Here is a 12,501-nt window from a genome sequence, read left to right on the forward strand (position 1 = left end):
AGCAAAATTTATTGTGCAGGCTTTGGCTCTTCTGACGCAGGAGCGGCAGCTTTTGCTTGTTCGGCAAGCGTTTCACCAACGCCAACAGCCAGATCGCGGGCAATACCATTTTGCCAGATGCCTGCTGCTTTGATCACTTCACGGGTGACGATCGGGCCTTCAGCAATCAGCTTCTTGCCGCTTTCTGAATTATAGAAAGTTGCAATGGCTTCAAGATCAGCTTGCGAGAAAGAATTTGCATAGGCGCGTGCAGCTTCTGTTTCCAGATCGGCGCGACGTGCAGCCAATGCAATCGCCTTATCATCAACAGTTTTGGTGATCAGTTCTTCAAGATTCGGATCTTTCTGAATCAGTTCAGCTTTCAGCGATGCTGCAGCCTGAGGCAGAATGGCATCGAACTGTTCTGTCGCGCCAATGGCGGCAATTGCAGAACGTGCAGCATTGAGATGGGCTTCTGAAACGTCCTGAGCATTTGCGCCTTGCAAACCTGCCAGAATACCAAGCGCAGCCAGTGGCGCTATCAGACGGTGTAAGCCTGTTGTCTTGGTCATAAGGTCGTCACTCCGTAATTTAATTTTTAGACGGTTTAATTGTCCGGATACCATCAGCGCCCGCTATAATAGTGGTTTCCGAAAGTCCGATGAAAAGTCCGTGCTCTACAACACCCGGAATGGCGAAGAGAGCGTCTGATAATGCTTTTGAATCGGGAATGCGGCTAAAAGATGCATCAATGATGTAATGACCGCCATCAGTCACAAAAGTTTTTCCGTCTTGTTGACGAAGAACCAATTCGTCGCTCAAACCGAGGCTGTCGGCTGCTTTTTGGATGGCAAGTTTAGTGGCGCCAAGACCAAAAATATTGACTTCAATCGGCAGAGGAAAACGTCCCAATGTGTCAACCAGCTTGCTCTCGTCGGCAATAACAATCATTGCATCGGAGGCTGCAGCCACGATCTTTTCGCGCAGCAATGCACCGCCGCCGCCTTTGATAAGGGTAAGGGCCGCGTCAACTTCATCCGCACCATCAATGGTGAGATCAAGATGTGGCGTTTCTTCCAAGGTGGTGAGCGGAATATTCAACTCTTTGCAAAGTGCAGCAGTGCGCTCTGAAGTTGGCACGCCGATGACTTTAAATCCGTTGGCGGTTTTTTCACCCAGCAGACGAACGAATTCTTCTGCGGTTGAACCCGTGCCGATTCCAAGACGCATGCCATCTTTGACATGTGTCAAAGCTTCTGCTGCGGCCGCGATCTTAAGTCGACGGGCTTCATCCATAGTTACATTCCTCTTGAGAGCGGCTCTTTATAAAAGCCGTAAGGATTCTCGATATTTTGAACCTTACATTTAGCATGGACTGATCAAGACACAAAAGCACATATTCACTTTGTTTTGAAAATGCGCGGCGAAGATTGAGAAAATTTGAGTGTATTTTGCAAGAAAACATGTGAATTTTTTAAAAATCAAAACGAAAACCGTATTTTGTCATTTTATTTGCCAACATCAGGTAATGGGAACGAATCCGGCTTGAGAGCAGGGCGTTCATCGGCTAGGCATAGAAATGAATTTGATCACCGTTATCGGATATATGAATGTTGAAACCTATAATAGTCTTTGACCTTGACGGCACTCTTGTCGACACGGCAACAGATCTTCTGGAAAGTCTCAATCATTGTCTTGATGTGGGAGGATTACAACAAGCTGATCCTGTTTCACTGCGTCGCTATGTTGGTTTGGGCGCACGGGTGATGATCGAGCGCGCTTATCAGGCGCAGCAAAAACAATTGAAATCCGATGAGCTGGATCAGTTGGTTGCAGTTTTTCTGGAGCATTACGCATATAATATGCCCGGTAAGGCCAGAATTTTTGATGGCGCAATCGAAGCGCTGGATCGTTTTGCCAGCCGCGGCTATCTTTTGGCAATCTGTACCAATAAATTTGAAGGGCTGGCTGTCAAATTATTGGATGGTCTCAATTTGTCTGACCGTTTCGGTGCCATCAGCGGCTCCGACAGTTTTGCTTTCCGCAAACCGGATCCGCGCCACTTGACGCAGACCATTGCCGCTGCCGGTGGCGATGCCGACCGTGCGGTGATGATTGGTGACAGCCGCACCGATATTGATACGGCAAAGGCAGCGGGTATTCCTGTTGTAGCAGTGGATTTTGGTTATACGGATGTGCCGGTTAATGTTTTGGGCCCAAGCCGGATTATTTCCCATTATGACGAATTGACCATCTCAATGGTCGAGCAGCTGACTGGTGCGGTGATGCCGCGCCTCTAATACACTTGGAACAAGATTCAGCCTGATTGTTTGAACAGGCATAAAAAAGAGGCGCTCGAAGCGCCTCTTTTTTGATTGAAGAAATACAAGCTTATTTGCCGGCTTTGGCTTTATCCTGCTCGGCCTTCATCTTGGCTTCAAATTCTTTCTGACGCTTTTGAACTGCATCCTGCAATTCTTTCTGGCGTTCTTCCAGTTCGTTCTGCTGCAGGCCGGGGCCCGTCAATGCATCGGAGAAGCCTGTCAGCGAAACAGAAATCGGGTTAGGCTGGTTCTGGAAGTTGACCGAGGTCAGAACCATTTTGCCGCCTTTTTTGAATGAATTTACCAATTCATCTGTCAAAGGTGCTTCAGCGATACAACGATCCGGGAAGCAGATGCCGTATTCGACTTTAACTGCTTTGTTGTTGTCGATCTGGAGGCCTACGCCTGCAGGAATCAGACGACCGGTCGGAACGGAAACCTGAAAGATTTTGCGGTTAATCTTACCTTTGATTTCGATCAGATTAACGGCGGTCAGCAGCTGGCCGGAATTGGCGGTTACGATATTCTGCGTGTTGCAGATATCGTTGTCTTCCTGCTTGGAGCATACTTTAAACCAGCCTTCAGGCGGCTGCTGGGCAGAGGCCGGGATGGATGAAGCTGCAAGCAAAGCGAACACGCCAGCCAGTGCAGATGAGGCCGCGATCGTCTTTTTGCTGGACATGATCAACAGGTTCCTTTCAATGCTTTTGTTTTGGGCTTTAATCCCGATTACCCTTTGTTAGGGCGGTCAGCTACTGCTTAAACATCTGCAAACTCAATTGTTTAAAAATGCGGCGAGAGCGTGACCAATATGCTTAATGTTGTGTTACACTGACTTTTCGGTGTAATCCAGTGGCGCTTTAAGCACAATTCATTGCAATTGTTAAAAAAAACACATTCCTTGGCGAATGTCACTCTATTGACACGCTTTATAAAGATCAAAAGCCTTAATTTAGGGCTGATTGTTTACGAATCGTTCCGATTGAAAATATTTTACGGAGCTCATGTCGGGTGAATTTGAGGATAATGAAAACGCTAACCTATTCCGCTTTGCTGACGGCGGCTATGTCATTGAATTTGACTTCGTTTACATGGGCTGAGCCAACCCACTCACTTGCCATGCATGGCACGGCTGCACTGCCTGCCGATTATCAGTATTTTCCTTATGTAAATCCGGATGCGCCGAAAGGCGGGCAGGTGCGCTACGGGGTTGTCGGTACATTCGATAGTCTTAATCCGTTTGTCTTGAAAAGTATGCGCACCACTGCACGCGGATTGTTTATGGACGGCGATTTCGGCAATCTTGTCTATGAAAGTCTGATGCAGCGCTCGCGCGATGAAGCTTTTGCGCTTTACGGATTGCTGGCTGAAAAAGTTGAAAGTGATGAAGATCGCCATTGGGTTGAATTTACACTGAATCCCTTGGCCAAATGGTCGGACGGTGAGCCTGTCACCATTGAGGATGTCATCTTTACCTATGAGCTGCTCACTGAAAAAGGCCGCCCGCCTTATAGCAGCCGTATGAGTCGCATCGAGAAAATTGAAAAAACCGGCGAGCGTAAAGTGCGCTTCACCTTCAATGATCAGTCGGATCGTGAATTTCCGTTGCTGATTGCGTCCACGATGCCGGTTTTGCCCAGACATGCCATTGATGTGGACAGTTTCGGCAACGCTTCCTTAAAAGCGCCGGTTGGCAGCGGACCTTATAAAGTGGCGCGCGTTTCACCTGGACAATCAATTCTTTATGAACGCAATGATGATTATTGGGCGAAAGATCTTCCCGTCAAGCGCGGCTTTGATAATTTCGACAAAATAAGCATTGAATATTTCCGCAACGAAACGGCAATGTTCGAAGCTTTTAAAAAAGGTGTGGTGGATGTTTTTCTGGAGGGCAATCCGACCCGATGGCAGACATCTTATAATTTCCCTGCGGTTAAGGACGGACGCATTATCAAGGCAGGCTTTAGCCGTGGTATTCCGGTTAATCTGTTGGGCTTTACTTTTAATACCAGGCGCGAAATTTTTGCCGACAGCCAAGTGCGCCACGCCATAAGCCTGTTGTTTGATTTTGAATGGGCTAACCGCAGCCTGTTTTCCGATCAATATAAACGTACGGAAGGTTATTGGTTCGGTTCCAATCTTTCGGCGGTGGGTATAAAGGCGGATGAGCGCGAGCGGTCATTATTGGCGCTTTTCCCCAATGCCGTGCGCAGTGATGTGATGGAGGGAAAATGGCATGCGTCGAGAACCGATGGCAGTGGTCATGATCGCAAATTAGTGCGCGAAGCGATGCGATTGCTTAAACAGGCCGGTTTCCGTTTTGAAAAAGGTAAGGCCATTGGCAAAGATGGCAAGCCCTTCGAATTTGAAATCATGACCCGTTCGGTGGACGAGGAAAAAGTCTCGCTTGCCTTTAAACGTAATCTGGAGCGTCTTGGCATTGAAGTGAGTGTGCGAACTGTTGATGATGCGCAATATCAGCATCGTATGCAGACCTATGATTATGATATGATGCTTGGCGCATTGACCGGAACGCTTTCACCCGGCAATGAACAATGGAACCGATGGGGGAGTGCATCGCGTGATGCACAGGGCAGTTTCAATTATGCAGGTGCTGCCGATCCGGCGATTGATGCGATGATTGAGGCAATGCTTGCCGCGCGAAGTCAGGAAGATTTTGTCAGTGCGGTGCGTGCGATGGATCGGGTGCTGATTTCCGGTGATTATTATGTCCCGCTTTATCATCTGCCGCAGCAATGGCTGGCGCATTGGGGGCGGGTAAAATATCCTGAAAAAACATCGCTGTTTGGTTATCAGCTACCTACCTGGTGGGCTGAGGATGCAACCAAATAAAACCAGAATTAAAAAAGGCCTGAAGACTATGTTCTTCAGGCCTTTTTTGATTGATTAGCCGGCAATCAGCGATTTGACACCGTCTGCCACAAATTGCACCGCAAGGGCTGCCAGAATGACACCGAGGAGGCGGGTGAGGATCGAGCGACCGGTTTCGCCTAAGAAACGGTCAACACGCTCGGCCAGCAAAAGCGTGACATAAGTAATTGCCATACAGGCCAGAATGACCACAATGAGCATGGAGCGCTCAACGGGCGCATGAAAACCGTCGGAGAGGAGGATCACCGCCGAAATCGCACCGGGGCCCGCAATCAGCGGAATGGCAAGCGGGAAGGCGGCGATATTGTGGATATGATCTTTGGTGATCGCGACTTCAGCACTTTTCTCTTTGCGCTCGGTGCGTTTCTCAAAAATCATTTCAAACGCAATCCAGAACAGGAGCAAACCACCGGCCACGCGGAAGGCACCGATACTGATGCCGAACAGGCTCATTATTTGCGCGCCCGCAATGGCGAAGATGGTGAGCAGAATAAAACCGATGATGGTGGCGCGTTTGGCAACCTGATTGCGTGCCTGACGGTTCATGCCCGGTGTGAGTGCTAAAAACAATGGTGCCAGGCCGGGAGGGTCAATTGTTACAAGCAGTGTGACCAGAGCACTCAAAATTGTATCAATGAAACCCATGGGGTTTTAGTCCTCCGGTTGAATTTGCGACTCAAATTGTTGTAAGAACATTAATCTAGCTTAGTTGCCGCCGCAGGTCGATGAGCCGAGCTTTCGACTATGGAATGAAGTTACAGCATATCCTGTGGATAGGTGATTGGGCATAACTTCTTGTATAGGCGATGATTTGTGAATATCTTTCAAGGCGTTGAATTTCATTCACATTTCAGCGGGCGCAAAAAGTTGGTAAATTGGTGTTTTGCGAGTTTTTCCTATATAAGTTGAGTTTACCGATTCTGTTAAGAAAGACCTTTGAATAGTGTCAAATCTAACTCCGCCACCCGGTTCAGATGATGCCAATGGTCCAATTGGGCCGAGCGGTATCGAGCCGATTTCAATCGTTGAGGAAATGCAGCGTTCCTATCTCGATTATGCGATGAGCGTAATCGTGAGTCGCGCGCTTCCTGATGTGCGCGACGGGCTGAAACCTGTTCATCGTCGTATCATGCATGCGATGAATGAAATGGGGCTTGCCTGGAACAAACCATATCGTAAATCCGCCGGTGTCGTCGGTGAGGTTATGGGTAAGTATCACCCGCATGGTGATGCTTCTATCTATGACGCGCTTGTGCGTATGGCGCAGGATTTCTCGCTGCGCGAACCGCTGATCAACGGGCAGGGGAACTTCGGTTCCATCGACGGTGATCCGCCGGCTGCGATGCGTTATACCGAGTGCCGTCTGCAAAAAGTGTCCGAATATTTGCTGGCCGATATCGATAAAGATACGGTTGATTTTCAGGATAACTATGATGGCCGCGAGCATGAGCCACGCGTTTTGCCTGCCCGTTTTCCAAATCTTCTGGTCAATGGTTCGGGTGGTATTGCTGTTGGTATGGCTACCAATATTCCACCGCATAACTTGGGCGAAATTATCGATGGTTGTATCGCGCTGATCGACAATCCGGAAATCAGCCTCGAAGAAATGATGGAAATCATTCCGGGGCCTGATTTTCCGACCGGCGGTATCATCCTTGGTCGCTCCGGTATTCATTCAGCTTATAGCACAGGTCGCGGCTCTGTTATTATGCGTGGCCGCACAGCTATCGAGCCGATGCGCGGTGATCGTGAAGCCATTATTATCACTGAAGTTCCTTATCAGGTAAATAAGGCGACAATGATCGAGAAAATGGCCGAATTGGTGCGCGACAAGCGTATCGAAGGCATTTCTGATCTGCGTGACGAATCCGACCGTGACGGCTACCGTGTTGTGGTGGAATTGAAGCGTGATGCTGTTGCTGATGTGGTACTGAACCAGTTGTTCCGTTACACGCCGCTGCAAACATCTTTCGGCTGCAACATGGTTGCGCTGAATGGCGGTAAGCCGGAACTGATGGTGCTGCTGGATATGCTGCGCGCATTTGTGGCGTTCCGTGAGGAAGTTGTTACCCGACGCACCAAATTCCTGCTCAATAAAGTCCGCGAACGCGCCCATGTCTTGGTTGGTTTGGCCATTGCTGTTGCCAATATTGATGAGATCATTGCTCTGATCCGCCGTGCGCCGGATCCGACAACTGCACGTGAGCAGTTGATGGAGCGTCGCTGGCCTGCTGCTGATGTGGCACCGTTGATCCGTTTGATCGATGATCCACGTCACAAAATTAATGAAGACACTACTTACAATCTGTCTGAAGAACAGGCTCGTGCAATTCTTGAATTGCGCTTGCAGCGTCTGACCGCTTTGGGTCGTGATGAAATTGCCGATGAATTGAACAAAATCGGTGAAGAAATCCGTGAATTCCTTGCTATTTTGGCCTCGCGTGAGCGCGTGATGGGCATTGTGAAGGACGAACTCAAAGCTGTTCATGATGAATTTGCCACACCACGCCGTACTGAACTTGGTATGGGTGGCGCTGAAATGGATGATGAAGATCTGATTGCGCGTGAAGATATGGTGGTGACTGTCAGTCACGCCGGTTATATCAAGCGCGTGCCATTGGCGACTTATCGTGCGCAGCGTCGTGGCGGTAAAGGGCGTTCAGGTATGACAACGCGCGATGAAGATTCGGTCACACGTCTCTTTGTTGCCAATACGCATACGCCCGTTCTGTTCTTCTCTTCACGCGGGATCGTTTATAAAGAAAAGGTCTGGCGTCTGCCGATCGGTACGCCGCAATCACGCGGCAAGGCACTGATCAATATGCTGCCATTGCAGCAGGGCGAACGTATCACCACCATTATGCCATTGCCTGAGGATGAAGATTCATGGGCAAATCTGGATGTGATGTTTGCAACAACGCGCGGTACTGTGCGTCGTAACAAGCTGAGCGATTTTGTTCAGGTTAATCGCAACGGTAAAATTGCGATGAAACTGGAAGATGACGGTGATGAAATTCTCTCGGTTGATACCTGTACCGAATTTGACGATGTATTGCTGACAGCCGCTGGCGGCCAGTGTATCCGCTTCTCTGTGACGGATGTCCGCGTCTTTGCCGGACGTAATTCTATCGGTGTGCGTGGTATTAATCTTGCCGAAGGTGACCGTATCATTTCAATGGCAATTCTCGGCCATGTGGATGCAACACCGGCTGAGCGTTCTGCCTATCTGAAGCGCGTCATTGCGGAGCGCAGAAATGCATCCGGAGACGAGGCTGAAGATGTGGTGGATACACTTGAAGAAGCCGTAGAAGATGCGGAACTCAGTGATGAGCGCTTTGAAGAGCTGAAAGCCCGCGAGCAAACTGTTTTGACCGTGAGCGAGTTTGGTTACGGCAAGCGTTCTTCGTCTTATGAGTTCCGGATTTCGGGTCGTGGCGGTAAGGGTATTCGCGCAACCGATACATCGAAAACAGATGAAATCGGCAAGCTGATTGCTCTGTTCCCGGTTGAGCCAAGTGATCAGATTTTGCTGGTTTCGGATGGCGGGCAGCTGATCCGCGTTCCGGTTGAAGGTATTCGCATTGCCGGTCGTTCCACCAAGGGCGTAACGATCTTCAACACCGCTGATGGTGAAAAGGTTGTGTCCGTCGAGCGCATTTCAGAAACTGAAAGCGACGATGAAGACGAGGGTGATGCGGTAGTTCAAGGTGACGAGGGGGAGCAGGCCAGTGCTCCTGAAGTGTCTGAGCCAACACCGGATGCAGAATAAAAATTAAATAAAAAAAGAAGGGCGGCGCTTTAAAAGCGTCGCCCTTTTTAAATGCCAAGACTGGAGGGAATTGGCGTTTCATCGGGAGGTCAGCTTTCTTCTCTTTCGAGGAGAAATATGTAAAATTGTTTTAAATCAGTAATTTATGAATTTTACTTCATAAATACGTTTGATTTTAACGGTGACAGCATGCCCGGACATTTAGAAGTTCCGGTTATTATGCATTGCATGCCAAGAGATAGCGCCTCTTGATTTGTTCTGACGCTTGGATGCACGTTCTTCCAGGAGCAAAATAATTGCCGAGGCTGTCATTGCGATCATCATGGATAAAGCGAGTAGAAAAATCATCATCTCCGTTTCCTTTCATTTGGAAAACGCGAGATGTGCGATTTGGTTTCATCTTCGTTAAAATTTATTGTAAAAAAATTCTTAAAATTAAAATGATTTGTCAAATTGAAGCATCCTTTAATTAATAATATTCAGGCCATTTCCGCACAGTTTGTGAATTTTGATTGAAACCTTGCCGCATTTGCATGATAGATTTGTTTTTCCTTATTCGGCATGTTGAAAATGGTGCGTAAAAAGGCTAGCTGGAAGATATGACAACAGCGATTTATGCGGGCTCTTTTGACCCGGTCACCAATGGCCATATGGATGTTTTGAAAGGTGCACTGCGTCTTTCCGAGCGTGTGATCGTCGCAATCGGTGTTCATCCTGGAAAAAAGCCGCTTTTTACGTTTGATGAGCGTCTGTCGCTCATTGAACAGGCCGTTTTTGATGTTTTGGGTCAAGATGCCAAATCGCGTATTTCTGTCATTTCATTTGATGGTTTGGTGATCAATGCAGCCCGCACGTACAATGCACAATTGATGATGCGTGGTCTTCGTGACGGCACCGACCTTGACTATGAAATGCAGATGGCCGGTATGAACGGCATTATGGCACCGGATTTACAGACAGTATTTTTACCGGCCGATCCGGCCGTTCGAACGATTACTGCCACATTGGTTCGTCAAATTGCAGCGATGAAGGGTGATATTTCACCCTTTGTACCCGCTTGTGTGGCAAGTGCTTTAAAAGCCAAATTTCAATCCTGACATCAGGGAGATCATATAATATGTCATTTCTGCATTCGGCTCTGGCCGCAACAACTCTCATGGCGATGGCTTTTACCTCGTCAATCAGCGCTTATGCGGCAGATCCAGAAAATACCGTTGTTTTGACCCTGAAAGACGGCGATGTAGAGATTGCACTCAAGCCTGATGTTGCACCAAAGCATGTTGAGCAGATTAAAAAGCTCGTGCGTGAAGGTGCTTATGACGGTGTTGCATTCCACCGCGTGATTCCAGGTTTTATGGCGCAGACCGGTGATGTGAAATTCGGCAATCTCGACAAGAATTATAACGCCACCCGTGTTGGCACTGGTGGCTCGCAATATGCCGATATTCCGGCTGAATTTTCTGACAAGCCATTTGTGCGCGGTACAGTTGGCATGGCTCGCAGCCAGAATCCGAACTCAGCCAATTCGCAGTTTTTTATCATGTTCGATGAAGGGTCTTTCCTCAATGGCCAATATACGGTCATTGGTGAAGTTACCAGCGGCATGGAAGCTGTCGATAAGATAAAGAAGGGTAATGAAGCTGATAATGGTTCAGTCGAAAATCCGGACAAGATCGTCAAAGCAATTGTTTTGAGTGATCGTAAATAAGATTTATGCGGCCAGCTTGTTTGGCCGTATGAACGATTAAATTTTCGCCGCTGATGCAGATGCTGAATGCAAGCGGTAAAGATAAAACAAACAGGAGAGGCCAGATGGCTTACAAAGATCCAGAAAATACGCTCATTCTCGAAACCACCAAAGGTACAGTAGCAATTGAGCTTTTCCCAGATTTGGCACCTGGCCATGTTGCACGTATCAAAGAGCTGGCACGTGAAGGTGCTTATGACGGCGTTGTTTTCCACCGCGTTATCAATGATTTCATGGCGCAGACCGGCGACGTGAAATTCGGCAAGCAGGGTGGCGCAAGCTTCAACCCTTCACGTGCTGGTATGGGCGGTTCCGACAAGCCGGATTTGAAGGCCGAGTTTTCGAATGTAAACCACAAGCGTGGTACCGCTTCGATGGCACGCAGCCAGAACCCGAACTCCGCCAACTCCCAGTTCTTTATCTGTCTGGCGGATTCCCCGTGGCTCGACCGTCAGTACTCCGTATGGGGTCAGGTTGTTGAAGGTATGGATGTGGTTGACCAGATCAAAAAAGGTGAGCCTGTTGTTGATCCGGACAGCATTGTATCGGCTAAAATTGCTGCTGACGTTAAATAAAGCTCACATTAGATAAGTGTGGCATTCAATTAGAATTGCATAAAAAATACTGGATGGCTCCGACAGTTGCTTTATAAGCACTGTCGGAGCCGTTTCTTTTTGGATGAAAAATAATGCGTGTTGATTTGTTTGATTTTGAACTTCCGGAGCAAAATATTGCACTGCGCCCGATGGAACCGCGTGATCACGCGCGGTTGCTTTATGTGCAGCCGGATCAGGATCAGGCGAATATTTTACAAGATTTGCGCGTTGATGGTCTGGCTGATTTATTACAGCCGGGCGATGCTTTGGTTTTCAATGATACTAAAGTTATTCCGGCGCAGCTGGAAGGTATACGTGAGCGGGACGGCAATGTGGCACAAGTAAGTGCCACTCTGCATATGCGCGTGGGGCCTGATCGCTGGAAAGCATTTTTACGCCCCGCGAAACGGGTGAAACAAGGTGAACGTATTCGCTTCGGCCATAAGGGCGAAGCATGCAGCTACGGAACCTTGGAAGCAACAGTTGCAGAAAAGAGCGAAAGCGGCGAAGCGCTGCTGGTTTTTGATTATTCCGGTGTGTTTCTTGATGAAGCAATTGCGCTTGTCGGCCATATTCCGCTGCCGCCTTATATTGCTTCAAAGCGCCCTGAAGATGAGCGTGATCTGACCGATTATCAAACCGTATATGCACGCGAAAAAGGTGCAGTTGCGGCGCCTACTGCCGGATTGCACTTTACACCGGAATTGTTGAACGCTTTGAAAGAGCGCGGCATTGAGCAGCATTTTGTCACGCTGCATGTGGGCGCCGGCACATTTTTACCGGTTAAAACCGATGATACGGCTGACCATAAAATGCATTCGGAAATCGGTTATGTGTCAGAAGAAACAGCTTCTGCGCTTAATGCGGTTCATGCACGTGGAGGACGGGTGATTTGTGTTGGCACCACATCTTTGCGCTTGATTGAAAGTGCGGCAACAGAAGACGGGCAAATCAAGCCTTGGTCGGGTGCGACTGATATTTTCATCACACCCGGTTATAAGTTTAAGGCGGTAGATTTATTGATGACCAATTTCCATCTGCCGCGCTCGACCTTGTTTATGTTGGTTTCAGCTTTTGCTGGAATGGATATCATGCATCAAGCTTATAAACACGCGATTGAAAACAGCTATCGTTTCTATTCCTATGGCGATGCGAGCCTGTTGAAGCGCGCCTGAGCAGGGCAGAGGCTTTGGC

11 protein-coding genes are annotated in these 12,501 nt (G+C 48.4%); 7 read left to right on the forward strand and 4 right to left on the reverse strand.

All coding sequences use genetic code 11. The features are described from left to right. Positions 1-8: 8 nt before the first annotated feature. Positions 9-551 carry a DUF2059 domain-containing protein gene (locus ACI0FR_RS07245; RefSeq protein ID WP_374830956.1) on the reverse strand — a complete coding sequence of 181 codons (543 nt, stop codon included), beginning with the start codon at positions 549-551 and terminating at the stop codon, positions 9-11. Positions 552-570: 19 nt separating this feature from the next. Continuing rightward, positions 571-1,275 carry a ribose-5-phosphate isomerase RpiA gene (rpiA, locus tag ACI0FR_RS07250; protein ID WP_404905921.1) on the reverse strand — a complete coding sequence of 235 codons (705 nt, stop codon included), beginning with the start codon at positions 1,273-1,275 and terminating at the stop codon, positions 571-573. A gap of 314 nt (positions 1,276-1,589) precedes the next feature. Between rpiA and ACI0FR_RS07255 the strand changes: the two genes are divergently transcribed. Then, positions 1,590-2,279 (forward strand): HAD-IA family hydrolase, encoded by a 690-nt coding sequence (locus tag ACI0FR_RS07255; protein WP_374830960.1) that lies wholly within the window; start codon positions 1,590-1,592, stop codon positions 2,277-2,279. 91 nt (positions 2,280-2,370) lie between these two features. On the opposite strand, the gene ACI0FR_RS07260 is transcribed toward ACI0FR_RS07255, so the two are convergent. After that, entirely contained in the window at positions 2,371-2,985 is a 615-nt protein-coding gene (locus ACI0FR_RS07260; protein ID WP_374830962.1) for an invasion associated locus B family protein, read from the reverse strand. Between the two features lie 383 nt (positions 2,986-3,368). Here ACI0FR_RS07260 and ACI0FR_RS07265 point away from each other — a divergent pair, with 383 nt between their 5' ends. Further along, the gene (locus ACI0FR_RS07265) at positions 3,369-5,156 is read left to right on the forward strand and encodes an extracellular solute-binding protein (protein WP_404906012.1); all 1,788 of its coding nucleotides are present in this window, start codon (positions 3,369-3,371) and stop codon (positions 5,154-5,156) included. Between the two features lie 54 nt (positions 5,157-5,210). On the opposite strand, the gene ACI0FR_RS07270 is transcribed toward ACI0FR_RS07265, so the two are convergent. Then, positions 5,211-5,840, reverse strand: coding sequence for a MarC family protein (locus ACI0FR_RS07270; protein ID WP_374830964.1), 630 nt, complete (start codon positions 5,838-5,840; stop codon positions 5,211-5,213). Between the two features lie 298 nt (positions 5,841-6,138). Here ACI0FR_RS07270 and gyrA point away from each other — a divergent pair, with 298 nt between their 5' ends. The 5 genes from gyrA to queA all read left to right on the forward strand — a co-directional run bounded on the left by gyrA (position 6,139) and on the right by queA (position 12,482). Next, positions 6,139-8,964 (forward strand): DNA gyrase subunit A, encoded by a 2,826-nt coding sequence (gyrA, locus tag ACI0FR_RS07275; protein WP_374830966.1) that lies wholly within the window; start codon positions 6,139-6,141, stop codon positions 8,962-8,964. A gap of 599 nt (positions 8,965-9,563) precedes the next feature. After that, a complete protein-coding gene (coaD, locus tag ACI0FR_RS07280; RefSeq protein WP_404905920.1) occupies positions 9,564-10,061 on the forward strand; it encodes a pantetheine-phosphate adenylyltransferase in 498 nt (165 codons plus the stop codon). A gap of 20 nt (positions 10,062-10,081) precedes the next feature. Beyond that, positions 10,082-10,672, forward strand: coding sequence for a peptidylprolyl isomerase (locus ACI0FR_RS07285; RefSeq protein WP_374830970.1), 591 nt, complete (start codon positions 10,082-10,084; stop codon positions 10,670-10,672). 104 nt (positions 10,673-10,776) lie between these two features. Continuing rightward, positions 10,777-11,286: a peptidylprolyl isomerase gene (locus tag ACI0FR_RS07290; RefSeq protein ID WP_404905919.1), complete on the forward strand. Its 510-nt coding sequence runs from the start codon at positions 10,777-10,779 to the stop codon at positions 11,284-11,286. A 113-nt stretch (positions 11,287-11,399) separates the two neighbouring features. Then, on the forward strand, positions 11,400-12,482 hold the full coding sequence (gene queA / locus ACI0FR_RS07295; protein ID WP_404905918.1) for a tRNA preQ1(34) S-adenosylmethionine ribosyltransferase-isomerase QueA: 1,083 nt from the start codon (positions 11,400-11,402) through the stop codon (positions 12,480-12,482). Positions 12,483-12,501 lie beyond the last annotated feature (19 nt).

Source organism: Paenochrobactrum sp. BZR 201-1, from assembly GCF_044987585.2.
GTDB classification, from domain to species: domain Bacteria; phylum Pseudomonadota; class Alphaproteobacteria; order Rhizobiales; family Rhizobiaceae; genus Paenochrobactrum; species Paenochrobactrum pullorum.

Coding starts and splice junctions, on each gene's coding strand:
- ACI0FR_RS07290 (WP_404905919.1), top strand. CDS start 10,777: ATGGCTTACAAAGATCCAGAAAATACGCTCATTCTCGAAACCACCAAA.
- ACI0FR_RS07255 (WP_374830960.1), top strand. CDS start 1,590: ATGTTGAAACCTATAATAGTCTTTGACCTTGACGGCACTCTTGTCGAC.
- ACI0FR_RS07245 (WP_374830956.1), bottom strand. CDS start 551: ATGACCAAGACAACAGGCTTACACCGTCTGATAGCGCCACTGGCTGCG.
- ACI0FR_RS07265 (WP_404906012.1), top strand. CDS start 3,369: ATGTCATTGAATTTGACTTCGTTTACATGGGCTGAGCCAACCCACTCA.
- queA (WP_404905918.1), top strand. CDS start 11,400: ATGCGTGTTGATTTGTTTGATTTTGAACTTCCGGAGCAAAATATTGCA.
- ACI0FR_RS07285 (WP_374830970.1), top strand. CDS start 10,082: ATGTCATTTCTGCATTCGGCTCTGGCCGCAACAACTCTCATGGCGATG.
- ACI0FR_RS07270 (WP_374830964.1), bottom strand. CDS start 5,840: ATGGGTTTCATTGATACAATTTTGAGTGCTCTGGTCACACTGCTTGTA.
- rpiA (WP_404905921.1), bottom strand. CDS start 1,275: ATGGATGAAGCCCGTCGACTTAAGATCGCGGCCGCAGCAGAAGCTTTG.
- coaD (WP_404905920.1), top strand. CDS start 9,564: ATGACAACAGCGATTTATGCGGGCTCTTTTGACCCGGTCACCAATGGC.
- ACI0FR_RS07260 (WP_374830962.1), bottom strand. CDS start 2,985: ATGTCCAGCAAAAAGACGATCGCGGCCTCATCTGCACTGGCTGGCGTG.